Raw genomic sequence first — 24,510 nt, 5'->3', positions numbered from 1 at the left:
ATTTCTACCTTGGCAAAAAGACGACTCCGAACGGAATCGTCTTTTCGTTTCCCTTATTGAAAATAGTAGAATGCCACCACCGACCAGGCATTATTGATAAAATGCACTGCCATGGGATAGATGAGGTAATCTGTCTTGTAGTAGAGATAAGCCATTAAAAATCCTGGGCTGGCATAAATGATCCAAGATCCCAAATCTGTCGGTCCATGTAAGAAGGCAAAAATCAAACCAGATACTACAATTCCTAGGATCTTGTGCTTTTCAAATAACTTTTTGAATAGATAGCCTCTGACAATGATCTCCTCGGTAATGGCTGCCTGACAGGCTATTCTTACAAAGGCTAACCAAAAGGGTATCGTTTGTAACAACTTTTCAATGCCAATCTGATTAGCGGTATCTTCAATCCCTTGAAGGTCCATGATAAACTGCCCGAGATACTTGAATAACTGAGCCACAATATAGGTTAAGAGAATAATACCCAGACCCTTCCAAGTTAAGATTTTTCTATCCCAAATGGCTAGCCCTTTCCTTTCTGCCAACCAACACATAAAGACCATTATTCCAATAGAAGATAGGCCTACAGTCCATTGAGCGACTTGCGAGGTTGATTGTTCCAATATAGAAATTGGAATATGATCGAGAAGCAACAATAGAAAGGCCAGCAGTAAAATCCAGATTTTCCGACAAAACCACTCTAATTTTTGACTGAATGTTTCTAGCATTTCCAAACTCCTATCCACTTCTCCATGTAGACCATGTCCATACCTTCTTGCTCAAAAACTATAGATAATAGTAAGCCAAAAAGGCCCAAGCGTTATTAATAAAATGTACTGCAATGGGGTAGATAAGATAGTCAGTTTTGTAATAGAGGTAGCCCAATAAGAAACCCGGGCTTGCGTAAATAATCCAAGAACCCAAATCTGTCGGTCCATGCAAGAAGGCAAAAATCAAGCCTGATACTACAATTCCCAAAACCTTGTACTTTTCAAATAACTTCTTGAACAGATAACCTCTAACAATTATTTCTTCTGAAATAGCAGGTAGACATACAAAATTTATGAAGGCTAGCCAAGCTGGAATCTTCTGCAAAATCGTTTCAATATCAAGCTGATTGGCAGTATCCTCTATCCCTTGAAAATCCATAATAAAATAACCCAGCTTTTTACTTAAATAAGCTACGGAAAATGTTAGTGCTACCAACCCAAAGCCCTTCCAGGTCAGGATTTTTCTATCCCAAATGGCAATTCCATTCCTCTCAGCTCGCCAGCACATAAACGCAAGCACAATCAGCGAGATCAGACCTGCAACATATTGAGCTACTGGCGAAGAAGACGCATCCAAAATCAAATCTGGAAGAGCTGCAATCAGCATAAAACCAAAAACTCTCAGTAATATCCAAAGTTTTCGACCAAGCCATTTCATACAATACCTAAATTTTTCCACACCAATCTCCTTTACTACTACAGAACATCGACTATATAGAATATATCCTGACGCCTATATTTTTTGTATTGTTTATATAAAACAATTTTACAATAATACAAATATTTTGTCAATAAAAACCAAGAAAAAATACTAGGTCTTCCTAGTATTTTCGAAAGCGTTGATAGCGGTTTTCGAGTAGTTGATCAAGTGGTAAGGCTTGTAGTTGAGCCAACTGGCTGACCAGATTTTCCTTGATGTCAGACAAGACTTCCTTGGTCGCTCTGCCATTTTCTAAAATGACCCGATCGACCACTTGGAGTTTCTCCAGCTCATAGGAAGTGATCTTCATGAGTTCTGCCGCCTCCATGGCCCGACTGCCGTCTTTCCAGAGGATAGAGGCGAAACCTTCAGGGCTGAGGACGGCGTACATGGAGTTTTCCAGCATCCAAACCTGGTCTGCGACTGCTAGGGCAAGTGCTCCGCCAGAGCCTCCCTCACCAATGATAATGGCGATAATAGGCACCTTGAGGTCGCTCATCTCCATGAGGTTGCGGGCAATGGCCTCGCCCTGTCCACGCTCCTCAGCACCAACGCCTGGATAGGCTCCAGCGGTATTGATAAAGGTGACAACAGGACGACCAAACTTCTCCGCCTGCTTCATAAGGCGAAGGGCTTTGCGGTAGCCTTCTGGGTGGGGCTGACCGAAGTTGCGTTTGAGGTTGTCCTGGAGGTTCTTGCCTTTCTGGATACCGATGACTGTCACCGGCTGACCCGCTAGAAAGCCGATGCCACCCACTACAGCTCCGTCATCGCGGAAATTCCGATCGCCGTGCAGTTCGATAAAGTCATCAAAGAGCTGTGTGGCATAGTCCAAGGTCGTCAGGCGAGCCTGGTCACGTGCCAAACGGATCATACGTGCTACATCACTGGTCATCTGACACCTCCATGCATTCTCAACAAGCGACTAATGGTCGCTGGTAAGTCCTGGCGTTTGACAATGGCATCGACAAAGCCGTGTTCTTGTAAAAATTCAGCCTTCTGGAAATCGTCTGGCAGATTTTCACGTACAGTTGATTCAATAACCCGTCGGCCTGCAAAGCCAACCAAAGTCTGTGGCTCAGCCAGGATAATATCGCCTTCCATAGCAAAACTAGCCGTCACACCTCCTGTTGTGGGGTCTGTCAAGACCGTCAGGTAAAAGAGGCCAGCGTTGGAATGGCGTTTTACAGCTGCCGAGATCTTGGCTATTTGCATCAGGCTCATAATGCCTTCCTGCATGCGAGCACCACCAGATGCGGTAAAGAGGACGACTGGCAGTTTCTCTTCAGTAGCCAACTCAAAGAGGCGGGTAATTTTCTCACCAACTACCGTTCCCATAGAAGCCATGATAAAGTGCGAATCCATGATGCCAAGGGCAACTGGCTGACCGCCGATGGTCGCCTTGCCTGTCAGAACAGCCTCGTCCAAACCTGTCTTTTGACGGGTGGCTGCCAATTTCTCTAGATAATTGGGAAAGTCCAGCGGATTTGTGGTTTCAATCCCTGTAAACAATTCCTCGAACGAGCCTTTATCGACTGTCAAAGCCAGGCGTTCCTGGGCTGTAATCCGAAAATTATAGGAACAGTGTTGACAGGTTTTCTCTAATCCCAAATCATTCTTGTAAAGGATGACCTTACAAGCTGGACATTTAGAAAATAGTTCATCTGGCACCTCTGGCTTTGCTTGAGGTGCTGACTCTATCCGCGAACGATTGGGATTGATGCGGATATATTTGTCCTTTTTGCGAAACAAAGCCATAGCATTCTCCTAGTTTACTTTTTTAATTCTTCCTGATAGCGAGGTAAAAATTCTTCCATGAGGTAGGCAGTGTCGTAATCACCTGCCACCACATGCTTATCGGAAATCAAATCCAGCTGGAAGTCGGTATTGGTCACCACTCCGTCAATTTCCAATTCGTAGAGAGCTCGCTGCATCTTCATCAGGGCTTCAAACCGATTTTCCCCATGCACGATGACCTTGGCAATCATAGAATCATAGTAAGCCGGAATAGTGTAGCCCGGGTAAACTGCCGAGTCCACACGCAGACCAACGCCACCGCTTGGCAGGTAGAGATTGGAAATCTTACCTGGACTTGGGGCGAAGTTGAAGGCTGGATTTTCAGCATTGATACGGCATTCAATGGCATGGCCTGTAATCCGCACATCTTCTTGGCGGACACTGAGTTCCTGCCCAGCCGCAATCTTGATTTGCTCCTTGACAATATCCACACCAGTGACAAATTCGGTAACAGGATGTTCCACCTGCACCCGTGTGTTCATTTCCATGAAGTAGAATTCGCCCTTGGCTTCGTCCAAGAGGAACTCAATGGTTCCCGCATTTTCATAGCCAACAGACTGGGCTGCCCGCACAGCTGCTTGACCGATACGATCCCGCATGGTCTGACCAATGGCGATAGACGGAGCTTCTTCCAAAACCTTCTGGTTGTTGCGTTGAAGGGAACAATCCCGTTCTCCCAGATGGATGACATGGCCGTGTTGATCCGCTAAAATCTGCACCTCGATATGCCGGGCGGGATAGACAACTCGCTCCATATACATGGCTCCGTTGCCAAAGGCTGCCTTGGCTTCGCTGGAAGCCGATTCGAAGGCTGGCACTAAGTCTTCGGCTTTTTCCACCTTACGAATCCCCTTGCCGCCACCACCTGCCGATGCCTTGAGCATGACGGGGTAACCAATCTTTTCAGCGATTTCAAGGGCTTCTTGGCTGGTCAAAACTTCGCCGTCTGATCCTGGAATGACAGGCACTTGGGCCTTAATCATCTCTGCCCGTGCATTGATTTTATCGCCCATGGTATCCATGACCGTCCCCGAAGGCCCGATAAATTTGATACCGACCTCTTCACAGAGGGTAGCGAATTTAGAGTTTTCACTCAAAAATCCAAAGCCAGGATGAATAGCCTGGGCACCTGTCACAACAGCCGCCGAGATGACTGCCTGCATATTGAGATAGGAGTCTGTCGAACGGGCTGGGCCGATACAGACAGCCTCATCTGCCAACATGGTGTGGAGAGCTTCCTTGTCAGCCTCTGAATAGACAGCCACAGTCGCAATCCCTAATTCCCTGGCCGCACGAATGATCCGCACCGCAATCTCACCACGATTGGCAATCAAAATCTTCTCAAACATGATGAATCCTATCTCCTTTTTAACATAGAATAATTGTTATAACAATCTCAAGGTGAGAATATTAAATAATGGTTATCAATAGCAGTTCTTCATTTTACTTTTAGTGCTTGCTCCAAAGGTTTGGGAAACCTTTGGAGGTTGGAAATGACACGAATAAAATTCGTATCAATTGTTGTAGACAGTACTTGGGTACGGCAAAACGAGTTCAAATAATGATGAAATTATTTGAAGTTGGAAATAAGGAAACGAAGTTTCCTCGTTCGTCGACGCAATAAAAGATAAAAGGGAGAACTGATTTAGTTTCCGATAGCAAAAGTCAACACCCCAGACGCAGCCAATTTTCCGTCCACCTCTGCCTTTGCCTCAACGACCGCAATGGTTCCACGGCGTTTGACAAATTTAGCTGTCATAATCAACTGGTCGCCAGGTACAACTTGCTTCTTAAATTTGACCTTGTCCATGCCGGCATAAAAGACCAGCTTGCCCTTGTTTTCTTCCTTGGACAACTCCAAGACACCTGCGGTTTGTGCCAAGGCCTCCATGATGAGAACGCCTGGCATAACAGGGTAGTCTGGGAAATGCCCGTTGAAGAATGGCTCGTTAATGGTCACATTTTTGAGGGCGACAATCTCGTCTTCCGATACTTCAAGGACACGATCGACCAAGAGCATAGGGTAGCGATGAGGAAGAGCCTCTTTAATTTTCAAAATATCAATCATTTGATGCGTACCAATCCTTGTCCAAATTCTACAACATCCTGGTTGGCCACCAAAATCTCTGTGACCACACCGTCACGGTCAGCAGGTACTTCGTTCATGACCTTCATGGCTTCGATAATCATGAGGGTCTGTCCTTTTTTGACCGTATCGCCGACCGCTACAAATGCTGGCTTGTCTGGAGCTGGTGACAAATAGGCCACACCAACAAGTGGACTTTCCACTACCGCACCCTCTGCCACAGGGCTGGCACCTGCTTCTACTGGAGCTGGCTCACTGGTTTCAACTGCTGGCACAGGGGCGGGGCTTGCAGGAGCTACTGGAGCAAGCGGAGCTTCTACGATTGCACTCGGAGCCACTGTCGCCTGCTGGTTTTTACTGAAATGCAAGGTTTCCCCAGCATTGCTATATGAAAATTCTCGCAAACTTGACTGGTCAAACTGACTCATCAAGTCCTTTATTTCTGTAATATTCACTTAAGCCTCCCAACGTTTGAAAGCAATCACCGAGTTGTGACCCCCAAAGCCAAATGTATTTGAAATGGCATGACGGATTTCCATGTCACGACCTTGACCATAGATAACATCCGCTTCGATGTAGTCAGACAACTCCGTCGTACCAGCTGTCTTCGGTGCATAGGAATGACGCATCGCCTCTATAACAGCCGCTGCTTCAACGGCACCTGCTGCCCCCAACAAGTGACCCGTGAAGGACTTGGTGGAAGAAACTGGCGTGTTCTTGCCGAAGACGGATACGATAGCTTGACTTTCCCCTTTTTCATTAGCCGGTGTCGAAGTTCCATGGGCATTGATGTAGTCAATGTCAGCTGGCTCTAAACCTGCTTCTGAAATAGCCAACTTCATAGCCTTAATAGCACCCAGACCTTCTGGATGTGGAGACGTCATGTGGTGGGCATCGCAGGTATTTCCATAACCAACGATTTCAGCCAAGATAGTTGCCCCACGTGCCTCTGCGTGTTCCAAACTTTCCAATACTAAAACCGCGGAACCCTCTCCCATGACAAAACCATTGCGGTCCTTGTCAAATGGAATAGACGCACGTTCTGGATCCTCAGTAGTCGACATAGCCGTCAAGGCTTGGAAACCACCGATTGCAAAAGGCGTAATGGCTGCTTCTGAGCCACCTGCCAACATGACATCTTGGAAGCCAAACTTGATTTCACGGAAGGCTTCTCCCAAGGCATCGTTGGATGAAGCACAGGCTGTGATGACACACTTGCAGACACCATTTGCACCGACTTGCATAGCAATATTTCCAGCCGCCATATTTGGAAGAGCTTTTGGAAGGGCCATAGGACGAATGCGTTTTGGACCTTTTTCGTTCATACGAGCCACCTGCTCTTCGATTTCCAAAATACCACCGATACCTGTTGATAAGATAACGCCAAAACGGTCACTGTCAACGGCTTCTGTATCAAGATTAGCATTGGCTACTGCCTCTTGAGCTGCATAGAGAGCATAGAGGGAATAGTTGTCATAGCGGTTGGTATCTTTTTTAACAAAGTATTTGTCAAAAGGAAAATCCTTGATTTCCGCAGCATTATGGACAGAGTATTCACTGGTATCAAACTTGGTAATCTTTCCGATCCCAATCTTACCATTGACCAGGCTATCCCAGAATTCCTCTGGCGTATTGCCAATTGGCGATGTCAGACCATAGCCTGTTACTACTACACGATTAAATTTTGTCATTTTCAAACCTCTCTTACTGCATGGTCAAGCCGCCGTCAATTGCAATCACTTGACCTGTCAGATATTCTTGCTTGGCAAGGAATACAGCTACATCCGCTACTTCTTCTGTCAAACCAAAGCGTTTCATAGGAATCTGCCCCAACATAGCCTCTTTAATCTTATCAGACAGGACATCTGTCATATCTGACTGGATAAAGCCTGGTGCAATGGCATTGACGCGAACATTTCGACCAGCAACTTCACGGGCAATGGATTTTGTAAAACCAATGACACCTGCCTTAGAAGCAGCATAGTTGGCCTGTCCAGCATTTCCAATCAAGCCAGATACACTTGATAGATTGATAATAGCCCCTTCACGCGCCTTGGTCATAGGCTTCAAGACTGCCTGAGTCATGTTGAAAGTTCCGGTTAAGTTGATACTTAAAACGCTCTCGAAATCCTCTTCCGTCATCCGAAGAGCCATACCGTCTTTGGTAATCCCTGCATTGTTGACCAAGATATCAACGCTACCGAGGGTTTCGATAGCTTCTGCCACCATCCGTTTGGCATCCGCCGAGCTGGAAATATCTCCTGAAATTGCCACTACTTTGACACCGTAGCTTGAAAAGCTGTCCAGCAAGTCCTGGCCCAGCTGACCACGACCGTTCAGCACCACATTGGCACCAAGGCTGGCAAATTTATGGGCAATGGCCAAGCCGATTCCTCGACTTGAACCCGTTACGAACACATTTTTATTGGTAAGTTCCATGATTTCTCCTTATTGGCTATTCAACAAGCTTTCTAGGCTTGTTACATCTTCCACCGTCACAACCTCAGCCGTCTTATCAATCTTCTTGATAAAACCTGCCAAGACCTTGCCTGGACCGATTTCGATAAACTTGTTCACTCCAGCCGCCTGCATGGTCCCAATAGACTCATAAAAACGGACTGGCTCCATAACCTGACGGGTCAAAAGGGACTGGATGTTCTCTTTTTTCATGACCTTGGCTTCCGTATTGCCAACCAACTCTACTTGGAAGTCCGCAAATTCCACCTGCTCCAAGGCCTGAGCCAGTTGCTCCGAAGCTGGTCGCAGGAGAGCCGTGTGAAAGGGGCCAGATACATTGAGCGGAATCATCCGTTTGACACCTGCTTCCTTCAGCAATTCAACCGCCTCATCCACTGTAGCCACCTCGCCTCCGATGACGATTTGGGCCGGTGTGTTGTAGTTGGCTGGGGAAACAATTCCAGAGGTAACAGTCGAACAGATTTCTTCTATCAAGTTGGCATCTGCATTGAGGACAGCGACCATCTTACCAGTTCCTGCTGGCGCAGCCGTTTCCATGTACTCACCCCGTTTGGCAATCAGTGCAATAGCATCTTCAAAGGCCAAAGCACCTGAGGCAACCAAGGCTGCGTATTCTCCCAAGGACAAACCAGCCACCATGTCGGGCTCAATCCCCTTTTCTGCCAACAAACGATAGATAGCAAGTGAGGTTGTCAAAATCGCCGGCTGGGTATAGCGGGTCTGGTTGAGCTTGTCTTCCTGGTGGTCAATCAAGTCCCGCACATCATAGCCCAAAATCTGACTAGCTTGATCATAGGTTTCCTTGACAATAGGATAAGTGTCATAGAGGTCACGGGCCATACCAAGTGTCTGAGCCCCTTGACCTGCAAATAGAAAGGCTGTTTTTGTCATCTTATTCTCCAACAGATGCCCAGCGATTCGCCTCTTCACGAATCACCTTGGCAGCTCCAAAATATAAATCCTTCAGAATTTCTTCACAGGTTTCTTCCTTGGTCACCAAGCCAGCTATCTGACCTGCCATGACCGAACCATTGACCACATCACCATCCACAACGGCATTGCGAAGGGCACCTGCCCCAAGTTCTTCAATAGATTCTGCAGAAATTTTCCCTGCTAGGAAGTCTTTTTCCGCAGCAGCATAGGCTGTAGAAAGTTTGTTCTTAATGGCACGCACCGAATGTCCGACAACGGAGGCAGAAACAGTCGTGTCAATATCCTTGGCCTTGAGGACCTTCTCCTTGTAGGCTGGGTGGGCATTTGACTCCTTGGCAACAACAAAACGCGTCCCCACTTGGATGGCTTCTGCCCCTAGCATAAAGGCTGCGGCAGCACCAGCACCATCTGCTATACCGCCCGCTGCGATAACAGGAATCGAAACTGCTTCAACAACCTGACGGACCAGGGTCATAGTGGTCAATTTACCGATGTGGCCGCCTGCTTCCATTCCTTCAGCGATGACGGCATCCACACCCAGTTTTTCCATACGTTTGGCAAGAGCCACACTAGGAACTACTGGAATCACAATAATACCAGCTGCATGCAAGCGTTCCATGTATTTACCAGGATTGCCCGCACCTGTCGTCACCACCTTGACACCTTCTTCGATGACCAAGTCAACGATATCGTCCGCAAAAGGAGATAAAAGCATGATATTGACCCCGAAAGGCTTGTCTGTGATAGACTTCACCTTTTCAATATTTGCCTTGACGACCTCTTTGGGAGCATTTCCCCCACCGATGATGCCCAGACCACCAGCATTTGAAACCGCACCAGCCAAGTCACCGTCTGCAACCCAGGCCATCCCACCTTGGAAAATTGGATAATCAATGTTCAATAATTCTGTAATCTTTGTTTTCATAGTTCCCTCATTCTTTCTTTGCTTACCTAATCATTTGAATATCAAACAATTAGCTAAACAAGCGAGGGCAAAGCCCTCACTTAATAATTAGTTTGATATTTCAATGTTTTGATTATCAAACTATCTATCCAAAGAAAAATGCTCACCAGCACTTTTCCTTAGAAATATTATTTTGTTTTTTCTTCAACGTAGGCAACCAAATCGCCTACAGTTGTCAAACCTTCTTCAGTGTCGATTTGGATGTCGAATGCATCTTCGATTTCAGAGATAACTTGGAAAAGATCCAATGAATCTGCGTCCAAATCTTCAAATGTTGTTGTAAGGGTTACTTCTTCAGCATCCTTACCCAATTCTTCAACGATGATTTCTTGTACTTTTTCAAATACTGCCATGATAGTGCTCCTTTTTGATAAAAAAATTTTTAAAATCTTGCCTAAGGCAAGGAATTAACTAAAGTTTCAGTAGTAGCGTTCCCCAAGTTAGGCCGCCACCAAAGCCTGCCAACACAACCGTTTGGCTACCATCCAAGCGCAAGCTGCCTGCTTCCACACATTCTGATAAGAGAATAGGAATGCTGGCTGCACTGGTATTGCCATAGTGCATCATATTGGCTGGAAATTTCTCAACACCAATACCTAACTTGCGTGCCATCTTATCCAAAATCCGACTATTTGCCTGATGAAGCAGGAAGTAATCCACCTCATCACCCGTCAGACCCTGACTGTCTAACAGCTCGGCGATGGTCTTGGTCACGTCGCGAACAGCAAACTCAAAAATCGCTCGACCATCCATCTGCAAATAGGGCTGATTGCCTCCCTTTTTTGAAAAAGGAGAGTGCAAACCTGTTTGACCAGAGGTCAAACCGAGACCACGACTGCCATCCGTTCGGTTGATTTCTGCCAGGAAATGCTGCTCCGAGCTAGCTTCCAGCAAAACCCCACCAGCACCATCTCCAAACAAGACTGCCGTTCCACGATCTGTCCAGTCAAGAGTCTTGGACAAGACCTCTGCTCCAATCACGATTCCCTTTTGGTAGATACCAGAGGAGATCAGTTTGTCGGCGGTGGACAGGGCGAAAACGAAGCCCGAACAAGCTGCCACCAGGTCATAGGCAAAAGCTTTCTTGGCACCGATTGCCGCCTGGACCCGAGCTGCCGTTGACGGCATGGCTGAATCTGGTGTGATGGTTGCGATGATGATAAAATCAATTTCATCAGCAGCCACACCCGACTTGTCTAGCAAGGATTGGGCAACCTGACTAGCTAAATTGCTGGTATTTTCATCTACAACAATCCGTCTTTGACGAATACCCGTCCGTGAAGCAATCCAGTCATCGCTGGTATCCATAATCTGTGCTAAATCATCATTGCTCACGACCTGTTCAGGAACATAGTGGGCAACCTGACTGATTTTAGCGAAGGTTCTCATTTCAAATCCTCCAAGAAATTATAGAGTTTGTAGAGCCCTTTTTTCATCACTTGGTATTCTGCCTCATCCATGCCGTCTGTAATCTGCTTGACCATTTCATTATGAAACCGTTGGTGCAAGCGATAGACCAAACGACCTTTCTTGGTCAGATAGAGATGAACCACTCGCCTGTCTTTGGTAGAACGGATACGCTCAACGTATCCCTTTCTCTCCAAATTATTTAAGCTAGTCGTCACCGTACCAAGTGTAACCATCAAAGTTCGAGCTACATCGCTCGGCGTCGCACCATCCATACCACCGATGACATCAATGGTGTGCATTTCTTTAATAGAAATATCATTGAAACGACTGCCGCGAAGACTTGTTTCTTCAATCACCAACACATTATTAAAAATTGCTGTCAGATATTCATTTACTTTTGAATCTTCCAAAACAAGCCTCCTTTACTTTGATAATCAAAGTATAATCTAAAATAATTTGAATGTCAAATATTTTTTCAGAAAATCTTCATTATTTTCCTGTAAAGTTTGGTCTTCTCCGCTCTGCATGGGCTCTTACACCCTCTTTGAAGTCTTCTTTAAAGGCTAAACTTTCTTGCAATTTCAGCTCTAAAGTACGATAAGATTCCCAGTCCTTGAACTGACTCTCCCAGACCAGTTGCTTGATCGCCACGTAGGAATTGATGGACCCACGCATGAGTTTCTTAAGGACCTGCTGGACCGTTTTTTCCAACTTCTCCGGCTCCACCATCTTATAGACAATCCCATATTCTAAGGCTTTTTCAGCAGACAAGCCCTCTCCAGTCATAGCCAAGTGGCTGGCACGATTGGCTCCAATAGCACGACTGAGTAGGAAAATACCACCCGCGTCTGGTGCCAAACCAACGCCAACAAAGGCCTGAATGAATTTTGTCTTGGTTGAGGCGATGACAAAATCCGCAGCTACAGCCATATTGGCTGCTGCGCCTGCTACTGCTCCATCGGCGACCATAATGACAACCTTTGGTAGCTGCTTGAGGGCGAAGGAGATGTCATTAACCAGCTCTGCTATGCGCACAAGAGAGGGAATATCGTCCTCATCCACCGCTCGCTTCATCTCCACCAAATCTCCTCCGACAGAGAAAATAGGACCATTGGCAGCAATCTGTAGGAAGTGAACCTTGTCATTTTTAGCCGTTTCTTCTATTGCTGCAAGAATCTCTTCACACATAGGAATGTCAAAGCCATTAGCAACATCAGGACGATTGAATGTCAGTCTAGCAAGGTTCCCTATCACCTCATAAGCAACTGTTTGGTAAGCCATCTGATTCTCCTTCCGAAAAAATAGTTTGATATTTAAAATATTTGAACATCAAATCTCAAACTCTGTAATCCATTCTAACACACAATGAAAATTTGTCACTAGTTTACCCTACATAAAGTGTGACATCCGAAAAAAAGTCGGCAAAGCCAACTCTTTTATCCTATGTCTAATAGTTCCAGTGCTTGACCCAAACTATCTACAAGCTGATCAGCTTGGGACTGGTCGATGCCATAGTGCTGATCTCGAATAGCCCAAACAGTCAGGTCTGCCGCTTTTGCTGCTGCAATCCCCTTAGAGCTGTCTTCAAAGACCAAAACATCCTCTTTATCCACTCCTAAAGCTTGGGCTGCCCGTTCATACACTGCTGGATGTGGCTTTGGTGCTTGACAGTCCATACCAGAAAAGGTCCAATCAAAATACTCTGCAATCCCCGCCTCAGACAAAGCTCGTTCAATCTCTTCCTTGTCTGTATTGGAGGCCAATGCCAGAGGTATGCCTTTAGTAGTCAAACGCTCCAGACTCTCTCTTACATCCGGAAAAATACGCTCCGCATAAGGAGTAGGACGATTTTCCTTGTAAATGCGATACTCTTCCTCCAAGGCAGGTACATCCCAACTTTCATAATCATCTGCCAGGATACGTTTCCACATTTGACTAGCTCTACCACCAACAAAAATAGATGGCTCTAAATGGTCTACCGACAGTCCCTTGGTTGCCAGAAAATCAATCCGACGTTGAAAATAAAAGGTTTCTGTATCAAACAGAACACCATCCATATCAAAAATAATAGCTTTTACCATGTTTTTCTCCTATTCTATTCCATCTTATTGTAGCATAGTTGAAAGGAATTTATTGTTTTCAGAAAGTTTTTGATAAAACTATCGTTCGTTTTAAAGCTCACTAGTCACAAGATTTGTTTGTAGGTACTGACAATCCCATGCTATTCTGCTATAATAGTAAAAAATATCCAAGGAGATAGGAATGAAAGTTATCAAATTTGGCGGAAGCTCTCTTGCATCTGCCAGTCAGCTAGAAAAAGTATTTAACATTGTTCAGTCAGATCCCGAACGCCGCTTTGTCGTTGTTTCAGCACCTGGAAAACGAAATGCTGAGGACACCAAGGTTACAGATGCTTTAATCAAATATTATAAAAACTACATCAATGGGGAAGACGTTACTGCTAGTCAAGAATGGATTATCAATCGCTATCAGGCAATGGTGGACGAGCTTGGTTTCACTGCCAAGAGCATGAAAAAAATCACTGAAAGCATTAAAGCTCTGGCTAGCCTTCCAATTGAAAACAACGATTTTCTCTATGATGCTTTCCTAGCTGCTGGTGAAGATAACAATGCAAAATTGATTGCTGAATACTTCACCTACAAGGGACTGCCAGCACGCTATGTTCATCCTAAAAAAGCTGGCATTATCGTCAGCTCTGAACCAGGTAATGCTCGCATTCTTCCGTCAAGCTATGACAAAATTGAAGAACTGCGTGATGCGGATGAAATCCTTATTATTCCTGGATTCTTTGGTGTAACAATTGATAATCAAATTTGTACCTTCTCACGTGGAGGATCAGACATTACTGGTTCCATCGTAGCCGCTGGTGTCAAGGCCGATCTCTATGAAAACTTTACAGATGTGGATGGTATCTTCGCCGCCCACCCTGGCATTATCAAAAATCCACATTCGATCAAGGAATTAACCTATCGTGAGATGCGGGAATTGGCCTATGCTGGCTTCTCTGTACTTCATGATGAAGCCCTTCTTCCTGCCTACCGTGGTCGTATTCCTCTAGTCATAAAAAATACCAATAATCCTGAACATCCCGGTACCCGAATTGTCCACAAACATACCGAGAAAACTGTTCCGGTTGTCGGTATCGCTGCCGATGATGATTTCGTAAGTATTAACATGTCTAAATACTTGATGAACCGCGAAGTTGGTTTTGGTCGTAAAGTCTTGCAAATCCTTGAAGACCTCAATATCCGCTTTGAACATATGCCAACTGGTATTGATGATTTGTCTATTGTCCTCCGCGAACGTGAATTGACACCTATCAAGGAGGAAGAAATTCTTCGACAACTCAATACTAAGCTGGAAGTGGATAAGGCCGAGATTGAGCACGGGCTGTCCATCATCATGATTGTTGGCGAAAACATGAAGAGTCATGTCGGTGTGACCGCCACTGCCACAGCAGCTCTTTCACAGCAAAATGTCAATTTGGCCATGATTTCTCAAGGTGCCAGTGAAGTTTCTGTCATGTTCGTTGTTAAAACAGAAGAGAAGAAAAAAGCCCTCAAAGCACTTTACAATGCATTCTTTGAAGATAAATAAATTAAAATATCCATGCTAAATCATTTCATAGCATGGATATTTTTGTTGTTCATACTCAATGGAAATCAAAATCAGGCTAGCTCCAAAGGTTCGGGGAACCTTTGGAGGTTGGAGATAAGGCGAACAAAGTTCGCTACAAAAAGATTTGGGGAACCTTTGGAGGTTGGAGATAAGGCGAACAAAGTTCGCTACAAAAAGGTTCGGGGAACCTTTGGAGGTTGGAGATAAGGCGAACAAAGTTCGCTACAAAAGGGTTCGGGGAACCTTTGGAGGTTGGAGATAAGGCGAACAAAGTTCGCTACAAAAAGGTTTGGGGAACCTTTGGAGGTTGGAGATAAGGCGAACAAAGTTCGCTACAAAAAGGTTTGGGGAACCTTTGGAGGTTGGAGATAGAGCAAACGTAGTTCGTTTCTACTTACACAGATAGAACTCTGTTCCTTTTATATTTCAAGGGAACAGGCTGAAAACCTCCTCAGGAGCTTTTCAGTCATCAAATCAAGTCAACAACGGCTGAGTTTGATTTTCGAAGAGTATCAAAAATGCGAGGCAGGCGGTCAGTTAGCAGGCAGACTATTTCATAGTTAATTGTGCCAATATAGGCTGCCCAATCTTGAACAGTAATACTAGCTTCCTGATCCCGACCGATTAAGGTAACTTTTTCACCAATTGGATAATAGTCAGGTAGGCGAATGGTGATTTGATCCATGGAAATACGACCAACAATCTCGCAAGCCTGCCCATCAACTAAGACATGAAAGCCTTGCAAGCTCCTCATCATTCCATCCGCATAACCAATCGGAATGGTGGCAATCCACTCCTTTTCGGGACTAGTGTAAGTAGCTCCATAACCAATTACAGTTCCAGCCTGAACCTGCTTGACATGGACAATTTCTGACACTAAAGACAAGGCTGGTTCCACTGGAAATGGTAGATCTAAGGTAGTTCCACTTGGGTTCATTCCATAAATAATGTTACCCAGACGGACCATATTGAATACTGTATCTGCATGCCAGATACTTGTCGCAGAATTACTGGCATGAATCCAGCGTGGTAATGTTGGCAAGAGAGCCAAACAAGCATTAAAGCTAGCTAGCTGCTCTTGGAATTGCCTGTCATCTGCCTCATCCGCTGTTGCAAAGTGGGTGAAAATACCTTCCAAGTCAAATTCTAAGCTACCTAGCAGGTCCAGTGCTTGTAGAATTTCTTCCTCACTTCGAAAACCAATTCTACCCATACCCGTATCTACTTTTAAATGAACTGCTAAGCCAGATAAGTCCGCATTTACATTTCGCACTTGCTCCAGCCATTCTAAACTAGCAACGGTCACGCTGATATTTAACTGATGGGCTAAGGGTAAAAAGTGCGGAGGAACGATACCCAAAATCAAGATTGGGTCTTCAATACCTGCCCAGCGCAATTCTAAAGCCTCATCCAAATTCGATACACAAAAACCCGCTACTTTACTGGATAATTTTTTAGCTACCGCAACAGCACCGTGACCATAGGCATTTGCCTTAATAACCGCAAAGGCTTCTGTTTTGTTTGGCAAGCGCATCATCACCTGCTCAAGATTTCCAACGATAGCATCTAAATTGACTCGAACTTGTGTGGGTCGATGTTCACTTTCAATCATTTTTCTCCTCCAAAATAACACTAGCCTGGACAAAATTCCCTGAATGGCTAATACTCAGCCATACTTTCCCTGAAAAATGGCTACAAACGACAAAAGGTGCTCCATTGCTAGCATTTAAAATTTCAATGTCCCGAAAGGTCACCTTGCCTATACCAGTCCCCAACGCCTTTACAAAAGCCTCTTTTGCTGCCCATCGTCCTGCCAGATATTCCAGTTGACGACGCCCTTGTAGCTCTTGATAGCGTTCCAATTCTCTTTCTGTGAGAATTCGTTTGGGAAAACCATCATGTTTCTGCCTAGCACGCTCAATCGCTTCTATTTCCTGAAGGTCTATTCCATGTCCAATTATCATTGAAGTGCTTCTCCCTATCAAAATCTTTCTCAAGAACGACGAAAAGGAGTGGACAGCCGTCCAGTCCTTTTCGTTCTTTCTATTTACGGCCGTGACAATTTTTGAATTTCTTACCAGATTGGCATGGACATGGGTCGTTTCGATCCACATCTTCAAAAGATACTTGTTCTTGTTCAGCTTGTGATTGAACCGGCATAATATTTTTTGCTGCTGTTGTATGGGCCTCTTGAGTAGCACGTTCACGCTCAATATTGTCATGAATTTGGGCTTTCATCATCAAGCGGGTCACTTCAAACTCAATAGCGCCAATCATATCATTAAACATGGTAAAGGCTTCTGATTGGTATTCAACAATTGGGTTATTTTGAGCATAGCCACGCAAGCTAACCGCATTACGCAATTGATCCAAGGCATCGATATGGTCTGTCCACTTGCTATCTACCACACGGAGAATTAGAACTTTTTGGAACTCCCGTATTCTTCCCTCATCACGTAGTTTTTCAAGCTGTGAAGCATATACTTTCAAGGCGCGTTCATAGAGTTCATCGATGATTTCTTTTTTATTCAGTCCTTCAAAGTAATAAAAACTCAAAGAGCCTTCATCAATCAAATTAGCATGAGCAAATTTTAGAATTCCTTCGATTGCTTCTTCGTTAGAACCAAGGAAATGCCCTTCGACTTGACGCTCAATGGTACGTTTAATCATAGCCTTGATTTCAGGTGATAAGTCGCGATTAGATGTAATGACATCCTGACGTTGGCGGTAGATAATCTCGCGTTGCTCACGCATGACATCATCGTATTGAAGAACTTGTTTACGGGAATCGTAGTTATTTCCCTCAACACGCTTTTGAGCCGCTTCAACTTGACGGGTCAGCATCTTAGACTTAATAACAGACTCTTCTTCTGTCAGGTTCATGCGTTCCATAAAGACCTTGATTCGTTCTGAACCAAAACGTCTCATCAAATCATCTTCCAATGAAAGATAGAATTGTGACTCACCTGGATCACCCTGACGACCAGACCGTCCACGAAGCTGGTTGTCAATACGACGACTCTCATGACGTTCTGTACCGATGACACATAGACCACCTAACTCTAAGACGCCAGGGCCCAACTTGATATCTGTACCACGTCCCGCCATGTTGGTCGCAATGGTAACTGCTCCGCGCTGACCAGCGTTCATAATAATTTGTGCCTCACGGTAATGGTTCTTAGCATTCAATACTTCGTGAGGAATTCCAGCAGCCACCAAGCGTTGAGATAGATAGTCAGACGTTTCCACTGCCACTGTACCGACAAGAACTGGTTGCCCCTTTTCATAACGTCGCTTCACATCCGCAACAACTGCATTGAACTTGTATTCCAAGCTTGGGTAAAGCAAGTCTTCATGGTCAATACGTTGAATTGGACGGTTGGTAGGGATTGGAATAATACGGATATTATAAATTTCGCGGAATTCCTCTTCTTCTGTCTTCCCTGTACCAGTCATTCCTGCCAATTTTTTATACATACGGAATAGGTTTTGGTAAGTGATAGAGGCACTGGTTTTTGATTCATTCTGAACTGGGACGCCTTCCTTAGCCTCAATAGCTTGGTGAAGTCCATCAGAATAGCGACGACCTTCCATAGTACGACCTGTAAATGGATCAATGATCATGACTTCTTGTTCGTCATTCACAAGGTAGTCCACATCGTAGATCATGATATAGTTGGCACGAAGGGCATTGTCCAAGAAATGTGTAATGGCTACATTTTCTATATCATACAAGTTATCTAACTTGAAGAATTTTTCAGCCTTATCAATCCCCGAATCGGATAGACCAATCGTTTTAGACGGAACATCAATGATGTAATCATCACTATTCAAAGATTTAACTAATTTATCCGCCAAGAAGTAGAGCTGGTTGGTTTCTGACCCATGAGGACCGGAAACGATCAGAGGCGTACGCGCTTCGTCAATCAAAATGGAGTCTACCTCATCAACCAAGGCATAGTTAAGTGGACGCTGAACCATATCTTCCGCACGAACAACCATGTTATCACGAAGGTAATCAAAACCGATTTCAGAGTTGGTGGAATAGGTAATATCACAGTTATAGGCTTCACGCTTTTCAAAAGATGATTTTGCTGCCAAGTTGATTCCAACAGATAGACCTAGCCAAGAATAGAGTTGCCCCATTTCCTCTCCGTCACGAGTTGACAGGTATTCATTGACTGTAACAACGTGTACACCTTCTCCAGAAAGTGCATTTAAGTAAACTGGCATAGTCGCAGTTAGAGTTTTTCCCTCACCTGTACGCATTTCTGGCACGTCACCATTGTGGAGAACAATCCCACCCATAACCTGAACTTTATATGGATACAAACCTAGGACACGTTTTGCTGCTTCACGTACAACGGCAAAGGCCTCATAGAGCAATTCATCCAAGGTCTCTCCGTTTTTGTATCGTTCTTTGAACTCATTAGTCTTGGCTTGTAATTGTTCGTCGGTCAGGGCTTCCATCTCATCTGCATAAGAGAAGACCTTGTCTGCCATTCTTTCAAGTTTTCTTTGTTCTCCCTTGTCATTTTCGATAAGAGAACGAAGTTTATTTGCTAACATATATTTCATCCTATTTCAAGTTTTAATCAATAATCTATTATAAGATAATACTTATGTTTTATCAAGATATAACCCTAAAAATCCACAGACGGGAACAAGTGGAAAGTATTAACAAACGAAAAACTATCCAAGTTCATGGATAGTCTGATAGATTAAGCCACAATTGCTTTGGCTACTTCTTCTGTTGTCATGCGTGAGAAGTAGTGTGTGGTGTCGATTTCTTGGAGTTTCGCTAGGACATCTGCGTACTCGTAGCGAGTGCCGACCAACAAGTTTTCGATGTCTGACACATCACCAATACCGAAGAAGTCTCCGTAAATCTTGATGGATTCAATGACAGATTTTTCGGCCTTGATGTATGTTGTGATTTTACCAGCTGGGTAACGAACGCTACGCTCAACCGTGTATTCTGGTGTCTGACCGTAGGTCCAATCCCAGGTCGCAAACTGGGTATCACGGATTTCTTGGATACGGGCCAAGTCGTCTTCTGACAATACATACTCGTCCATGTCTGGATATTCTTGCTTCATCTGGTTGAGGATAGCATCTTTGAATTCCAAGACCGTCATCTTCTCTGGTAATTCGTCGTTGATATTGGTCACGCGGGCACGGACTGACTTAACTCCCTTGGACTCAATCTTGTCCTTGCTGACCTTGAGGGCACTTGCCAAGACTGACATATCCACATCAAAGAGCAGGCAACCGTGGTGCATCATACGGCCTTTGGCATAGGCTTGGGCATTACCACAGATTTTCTTGCCGTCGATTTCCAGATCATTACGGCCGGTGAAATTCGCCTCAACACCAAGTGTCGCAAGGGTATCAATCACAGGTTTGGAGAAGGTTTTGAAGTCAAAAGCTCCCTCGTCTGCCTTGTTAGAGATTATAGTGTAGTTGAGGTTGTTGAGGTCGTGATAGACAGCGCCACCACCTGACAGACGGCGAACAACATGGATGCTCTTTTCGTCTGTGAATTCCTTGTTGATTTCTTCAATAGCATTCTGGTGCTTACCGATAATGATGGCAGGCTCATTGATCCAGAGAATAAAAATCTCGTCAATATCTGTTAATTCCTTGAAGGCATAAGCTTCGAGGGCAATGTTATAGGCTGGGTCATTGCTGTTGTTTACGATGTATTTCATGCAAAACTCCTTTATTGTTAACTAATTTTTATTATAGTGGAAACGATAACAAAAGACAAGTCCGAAGACCTGTCTTTCAAACATTATTCCACATCAGCTCCGTTTGTAGCGATGACTTTTTTATACCAATCAAATGATTTTTTCTTAGAGCGTTTGAGGGTGCCATTTCCCTCATTGTCACGGTCAACATAAATGAAGCCGTAGCGTTTTTTCATTTCGCCCGTTCCAGCAGAAACTAGGTCAATACAGCCCCAAGTAGTGTAGCCCAAGAGTTCAACACCATCTTCGACAATGGCGTCGCGCATAGCTAAGACGTGTTGACGGAGGTAGTCGATACGGTAATCGTCTTCCACATAGCCGTTTTCGTCTGGCGTATCAACTGCTCCCAGACCATTTTCCACCACAAAGAGCGGTTTTTGATAGCGATCCCAGATAGAATTGAGGGTAATGCGGAAACCGAGCGGATCAATCTGCCAGCCCCATTCCGATGCGTCTAAGTAAGGATTTTTAATAGAAGCAAAGATATTACCTGCTGTCTTTTCCTTGACTGCTGGATCGCCAGATGCGACACGGCTAGAGTAGTAAGAGAAGGAAATAAAGTCCACCGTATGATCTTTCAGGAGTGCTAGGTCTTCGTCGGTCATTTCAATGTTAATACCTGCACGTTCCCATTTCTTCTTGGCATAGTTTGGATAATAGCCACGCGCCTGAACATCGATGAAGAAATAATTTTCACGGTCTTCTTGCAGACCTTCCCAGACATCACGTGGGTGACAGGTGTGTGGGTAGTATTGACCTGCGGCCAACATACAGCCAACCTTGTTTTCTGGGTCAATTTCATGGGCCAATTTTGTGGCAATGGCAGAGGCAACAAGCTCGTGGTGGGCAGCCTGGTATTTGACCTGCTCCACATTTTCACCTTCTTCAAAGTAGAGACCAGCCCCCATAAATGGTGCATGGAGAATCATGTTGATCTCGTTGAAGGTCAGCCAGTATTTGACCAAGCCTTTGAAACGTGTGAAGAGGGTGCGGCAAAGGCGTTCATAAAATTCAAGCATCTTGCGATTGCGCCAGCCGCCGTAGGTCTCAATCAAGTGCATTGGACAATCAAAGTGGGTAATGGTCACAAGTGGCTCAATACCGTACTTGTGGCACTCCTTGAACAAGTCTTCGTAGAATTGCAGGCCTTTTTCATTAGGCTCTAGCTCGTCTCCCTTAGGGAAAATACGAGACCAGGCGATGGATAGGCGATAGGTTTTAAAGCCCATTTCACCAAAGAGGGCAATATCCTCCTTGAAATGGTGGTACATGTCAATAGACTCTTTGGCTGGGTAGAAATAGCCATCCTCAAAATCAAACATCTTTTTACGTCCAGTGATAATGGCACCACGGTCTTCACCAATTGGCACTACGTCAACATTGGCAAGTCCACGCCCGTCCACATCATAGGCACCTTCGCATTGGTTGGCTGCTGTTGCGCCACCCCATAAAAATCCTTCTGGAAATACTTTTGTTGGCATATTTTCTCCTCCTCTAAAAATCATAGACCTTAAAATCATGTGCTGAATCAATCAGTTTGTCAAAGCGTATCTGATTATTCTCAACAGTCAGTTGGCAAATGGCACAGTTGGGTAGAAAGACACCTGGTGGGAAGGCGACATCCAAAACCTGCACCAAACCCCAAATGGCAGCACCGTGGCTGACCATGAGAATGGGATCCGCTGGATCGCTTTCCGCAACAGAGAGAATTGCCTCTTTGACCCGCTCGCCAACCACTCGAATGTCCTCACCCCCATAGGCAACCAAGAGGTCTTCAAAGGAGCGAGCACCTGGCCGATGCTTGGGAAGCAATTCTTCCTCTCTGGCTTCAAAAATCCCGAAGTTCATCTCCTTGAGCCCCTTGAGCTGTTGGTAGGGAGCATCCGTAACTAATTTTAGTGTATCAGTAGCCCTCTCTTGCGTGGAAGAATAGGCACTGGCAAAGACTATTCCCTGCTCCTTAAAATACTGACCAACGGCTTGAGCCTGAGCGATACCACGTTCTGTCAAGGGAGAATCCGACCAACCCTGCACTCGTTTTTGCGTATTAAAGAGGGTTTCACCATGACGCATGAGATAAATCGTTTTTGTCATAAGACCTCCTATTTTTCTGTCAATACATTAGCTCCATTGCTGGCAATGACATCTTTATACCAGTAGAATGATGCCTTCCGTGATCGGTCAAAACTGCCCTTTCCTTGATCGTCCGCATCCACATAGATAAAGCCGTAGCGTTTGGACATTTCGCTGGTTGAAGCAGAAACTAGATCGATACATCCCCAAGGGGTATAGCCCATGAGCTCCACACCGTCTTCAATGGCTTCATACATTTGCTGGATGTGTTTTTCAAGGTAGGCAATACGATAGCTGTCCTGGATACTGCCGTCTGCCTCCACCTTATCCAAGGCTCCCAGACCATTTTCCACAATGAAGAGGGGAACTTGGTAGCGGTCATAAAGCTTGTTGAGGGTGATACGAAGTCCGACAGGGTCAATCTGCCAGCCCCAGTCCGACGCTTCCAGATAAGGATTGGCCTCTCCTAGTATCAAATTACCTGCCGTTGCCTTGTCCTTGTCTGGAAGAGCACGGGTGATGGATGTCATATAGTAAGAAAAACTCATGAAATCAACAGGATATTGTTTCAAAATCGCTTCGTCTCCCGGCTCGAACACGACCTGGATATTGTTTTCTTTGAAGAAGCGTTTTATATAACTAGGGTAGGCTCCACGCACCTGCACATCTGTATAGAAGAGATTTTCCTGGTCTTTTTTCAAGGCCGCCAAAACATCGTCTGGATTGCAAGTGGCCGCATAGTTCTCCATACGGGCTAGCATACAGCCAACCTTGTTTTCTGGATCAATCTCATGGGCTGCTTTTGTTGCCAAACTAGAGGCGATAAATTGGTGGTGGACAGCTTGGTACATAGCCTCCAGGTCATTCTTGCCATCTTCAAAGAGGAGACCTCCTGACAGATAGCCAACCATACCCAAGATATTGATTTCATTGAAAGTCAGCCAATACTTGACCTTGCCCTTGTAGCGGTTGAAAACGGTCTCGGCATAGCGGACAAAGAAGTCAATAACCTTGCGATTTTTCCAGCCACCGTATTCCAGAGCAAGATGAAGGGGAAATTCGTAATGTGAGAGGGTCACTAGCGGCTCGATGCCGTATTTATTGAGCTCCTCGAAAACCGCATCATAGAAGGCCAGACCTTCTTCATTTGGCTCTACTTCATCTCCTTTGGGGAAAATACGGGACCAGGCAATCGATAGTCGGAAGGTCTTGAAGCCCATTTCTGCAAAGAGGGCGATGTCTTCCTTGTAACGATGATAGAAATCAGAGCCCCAACGTTTTGGATAGAGTCCTTCCTGGTCTGCCAAGGCAAATTCCACATCGGCCCGCGAAACAGGCTTACCAAAGTGGCTCATATCCTTACGCTTGTCGGGATCGACTGCCACATAGGTATCGGAGGTGGCTGGACCACGACCACCCAAGTTCCAACCACCTTCATATTGATTGGCTGCTGTTGCACCACCCCAAAGAAATCCTTTTGGAAATTGTTTTTCTGACATTACTTGGCTCCTTTACACTGTTAACTCAATTTGAACACCTTCAAATCCTAAAACGCACGATTCATAGTAACCATCTCCAGTTACTCTTGGCCCACTGAGAAGTGGGTAATCTGCTGCAACGAGTCGCTCTGTCAACTCATTCACAGCTTCCTCACTTCCTAGACTAAAGGCTAGATGAATGAGACCTAGATGATTGAGCTGGCTTGGTTTGTCTACTACATCGTCTCTGGTCATAATTTCCAGTCGAGCCCCGTCTTCAAAGGTAAGAAAATAGGATTTGAAACTGGTTTTCTGATTATGGTAGAGTTGATTCGATTGAGCATGGAAATAGGTTTCAAAGAAATTACGCATACCTTCCAAATCCTGAGTGTAGATTGCTATATGTTCTATCCTCATGTTGTACTCCTTCCTTAAAGA

25 protein-coding genes are annotated in these 24,510 nt (G+C 45.0%); 1 reads left to right on the top strand and 24 read right to left on the bottom strand.

The genetic code is table 11. The features are described 5' to 3' along the window. Positions 1 to 53 precede the first annotated feature (53 nt). From C1E58_RS08020 to C1E58_RS07945, 16 genes are all read right to left on the bottom strand, one after another. On the bottom strand, positions 54 to 722 hold the full coding sequence (locus C1E58_RS08020) for a CPBP family intramembrane glutamic endopeptidase (protein WP_105209983.1): 669 nt from the start codon (positions 720 to 722) through the stop codon (positions 54 to 56). Positions 723 to 780: 58 nt separating this feature from the next. Beyond that, positions 781 to 1,443, bottom strand: a complete 663-nt coding sequence (locus tag C1E58_RS08015; RefSeq protein ID WP_238142256.1) for a CPBP family intramembrane glutamic endopeptidase — start codon at positions 1,441 to 1,443, stop codon at positions 781 to 783. A 142-nt stretch (positions 1,444 to 1,585) separates the two neighbouring features. Continuing rightward, positions 1,586 to 2,359, bottom strand: coding sequence for an acetyl-CoA carboxylase carboxyl transferase subunit alpha (locus C1E58_RS08010; RefSeq protein WP_105209981.1), 774 nt, complete (start codon positions 2,357 to 2,359; stop codon positions 1,586 to 1,588). After that, positions 2,356 to 3,222 carry an acetyl-CoA carboxylase, carboxyltransferase subunit beta gene (gene accD, locus C1E58_RS08005; RefSeq protein ID WP_105209980.1) on the bottom strand — a complete coding sequence of 289 codons (867 nt, stop codon included), beginning with the start codon at positions 3,220 to 3,222 and terminating at the stop codon, positions 2,356 to 2,358. The genes C1E58_RS08010 and accD overlap by 4 nt, the downstream gene beginning before the upstream one ends. A 14-nt stretch (positions 3,223 to 3,236) precedes the next feature. After that, a complete protein-coding gene (locus C1E58_RS08000) occupies positions 3,237 to 4,610 on the bottom strand; it encodes an acetyl-CoA carboxylase biotin carboxylase subunit (protein ID WP_105209979.1) in 1,374 nt (457 codons plus the stop codon). Between the two features lie 296 nt (positions 4,611 to 4,906). Continuing rightward, positions 4,907 to 5,329: a 3-hydroxyacyl-ACP dehydratase FabZ gene (gene fabZ / locus C1E58_RS07995; protein ID WP_014638565.1), complete on the bottom strand. Its 423-nt coding sequence runs from the start codon at positions 5,327 to 5,329 to the stop codon at positions 4,907 to 4,909. Continuing rightward, the gene (gene accB / locus C1E58_RS07990) at positions 5,326 to 5,802 is read right to left on the bottom strand and encodes an acetyl-CoA carboxylase biotin carboxyl carrier protein (protein WP_105209978.1); all 477 of its coding nucleotides are present in this window, start codon (positions 5,800 to 5,802) and stop codon (positions 5,326 to 5,328) included. Before accB ends, fabZ begins: the two co-directional genes overlap by 4 nt. Beyond that, positions 5,803 to 7,038, bottom strand: coding sequence for a beta-ketoacyl-ACP synthase II (fabF, locus tag C1E58_RS07985; RefSeq protein WP_105209977.1), 1,236 nt, complete (start codon positions 7,036 to 7,038; stop codon positions 5,803 to 5,805). Positions 7,039 to 7,051: 13 nt separating this feature from the next. Next, entirely contained in the window at positions 7,052 to 7,786 is a 735-nt protein-coding gene (gene fabG, locus C1E58_RS07980; RefSeq protein WP_105209976.1) for a 3-oxoacyl-[acyl-carrier-protein] reductase, read from the bottom strand. Between the two features lie 9 nt (positions 7,787 to 7,795). Further along, complete coding sequence (gene fabD, locus C1E58_RS07975) at positions 7,796 to 8,716, bottom strand: ACP S-malonyltransferase (protein WP_105209975.1); 921 nt, start codon at positions 8,714 to 8,716, stop codon at positions 7,796 to 7,798. A 1-nt stretch (position 8,717) separates the two neighbouring features. Next, positions 8,718 to 9,683: an enoyl-[acyl-carrier-protein] reductase FabK gene (gene fabK / locus C1E58_RS07970; protein ID WP_105209974.1), complete on the bottom strand. Its 966-nt coding sequence runs from the start codon at positions 9,681 to 9,683 to the stop codon at positions 8,718 to 8,720. Positions 9,684 to 9,850: 167 nt separating this feature from the next. Beyond that, positions 9,851 to 10,075 carry an acyl carrier protein gene (locus C1E58_RS07965; RefSeq protein WP_002938891.1) on the bottom strand — a complete coding sequence of 75 codons (225 nt, stop codon included), beginning with the start codon at positions 10,073 to 10,075 and terminating at the stop codon, positions 9,851 to 9,853. A 58-nt stretch (positions 10,076 to 10,133) separates the two neighbouring features. Then, positions 10,134 to 11,111, bottom strand: coding sequence for a beta-ketoacyl-ACP synthase III (locus tag C1E58_RS07960; protein ID WP_105209973.1), 978 nt, complete (start codon positions 11,109 to 11,111; stop codon positions 10,134 to 10,136). Continuing rightward, positions 11,108 to 11,542 carry a MarR family winged helix-turn-helix transcriptional regulator gene (locus C1E58_RS07955; protein WP_105113994.1) on the bottom strand — a complete coding sequence of 145 codons (435 nt, stop codon included), beginning with the start codon at positions 11,540 to 11,542 and terminating at the stop codon, positions 11,108 to 11,110. The genes C1E58_RS07960 and C1E58_RS07955 overlap by 4 nt, the downstream gene beginning before the upstream one ends. A 79-nt stretch (positions 11,543 to 11,621) precedes the next feature. Then, the gene (locus C1E58_RS07950) at positions 11,622 to 12,413 is read right to left on the bottom strand and encodes an enoyl-CoA hydratase (protein WP_105209972.1); all 792 of its coding nucleotides are present in this window, start codon (positions 12,411 to 12,413) and stop codon (positions 11,622 to 11,624) included. Positions 12,414 to 12,568: 155 nt separating this feature from the next. Continuing rightward, positions 12,569 to 13,213: an HAD family hydrolase gene (locus tag C1E58_RS07945; protein ID WP_105209971.1), complete on the bottom strand. Its 645-nt coding sequence runs from the start codon at positions 13,211 to 13,213 to the stop codon at positions 12,569 to 12,571. Between the two features lie 181 nt (positions 13,214 to 13,394). Between C1E58_RS07945 and C1E58_RS07940 the strand changes: the two genes are divergently transcribed. After that, positions 13,395 to 14,750: an aspartate kinase gene (locus tag C1E58_RS07940; RefSeq protein ID WP_105209970.1), complete on the top strand. Its 1,356-nt coding sequence runs from the start codon at positions 13,395 to 13,397 to the stop codon at positions 14,748 to 14,750. Positions 14,751 to 15,240: 490 nt separating this feature from the next. On the opposite strand, the gene alr is transcribed toward C1E58_RS07940, so the two are convergent. The 8 genes from alr to C1E58_RS07895 all read right to left on the bottom strand — a co-directional run bounded on the left by alr (position 15,241) and on the right by C1E58_RS07895 (position 24,489). Next, positions 15,241 to 16,383, bottom strand: coding sequence for an alanine racemase (gene alr / locus C1E58_RS07930; RefSeq protein ID WP_105209968.1), 1,143 nt, complete (start codon positions 16,381 to 16,383; stop codon positions 15,241 to 15,243). Continuing rightward, on the bottom strand, positions 16,376 to 16,735 hold the full coding sequence (gene acpS, locus C1E58_RS07925) for a holo-ACP synthase (RefSeq protein ID WP_105209967.1): 360 nt from the start codon (positions 16,733 to 16,735) through the stop codon (positions 16,376 to 16,378). The genes alr and acpS overlap by 8 nt, the downstream gene beginning before the upstream one ends. A 79-nt stretch (positions 16,736 to 16,814) precedes the next feature. Then, positions 16,815 to 19,340, bottom strand: a complete 2,526-nt coding sequence (gene secA / locus C1E58_RS07920; protein ID WP_105114474.1) for a preprotein translocase subunit SecA — start codon at positions 19,338 to 19,340, stop codon at positions 16,815 to 16,817. A 152-nt stretch (positions 19,341 to 19,492) separates the two neighbouring features. Next, positions 19,493 to 20,482 (bottom strand): lipoate--protein ligase, encoded by a 990-nt coding sequence (locus C1E58_RS07915; protein WP_105114473.1) that lies wholly within the window; start codon positions 20,480 to 20,482, stop codon positions 19,493 to 19,495. An 83-nt stretch (positions 20,483 to 20,565) separates the two neighbouring features. Continuing rightward, positions 20,566 to 22,002, bottom strand: a complete 1,437-nt coding sequence (locus C1E58_RS07910) for a 6-phospho-beta-glucosidase (protein WP_105209966.1) — start codon at positions 22,000 to 22,002, stop codon at positions 20,566 to 20,568. 13 nt (positions 22,003 to 22,015) lie between these two features. Then, the gene (locus C1E58_RS07905) at positions 22,016 to 22,615 is read right to left on the bottom strand and encodes a histidine phosphatase family protein (RefSeq protein WP_105209965.1); all 600 of its coding nucleotides are present in this window, start codon (positions 22,613 to 22,615) and stop codon (positions 22,016 to 22,018) included. 8 nt (positions 22,616 to 22,623) lie between these two features. Then, entirely contained in the window at positions 22,624 to 24,093 is a 1,470-nt protein-coding gene (locus C1E58_RS07900; RefSeq protein WP_105209964.1) for a glycoside hydrolase family 1 protein, read from the bottom strand. A 12-nt stretch (positions 24,094 to 24,105) separates the two neighbouring features. Next, positions 24,106 to 24,489, bottom strand: a complete 384-nt coding sequence (locus C1E58_RS07895; RefSeq protein WP_044689260.1) for a VOC family protein — start codon at positions 24,487 to 24,489, stop codon at positions 24,106 to 24,108. Between the last annotated feature and the right edge of the window lie 21 nt (positions 24,490 to 24,510).

Source organism: Streptococcus suis (assembly GCF_002964575.1).
Lineage (GTDB): Bacteria > Bacillota > Bacilli > Lactobacillales > Streptococcaceae > Streptococcus > Streptococcus suis_R.
Note: the sequence above shows the minus strand (reverse complement) of the source record. Positions and strands in the feature narration are given on the sequence as shown.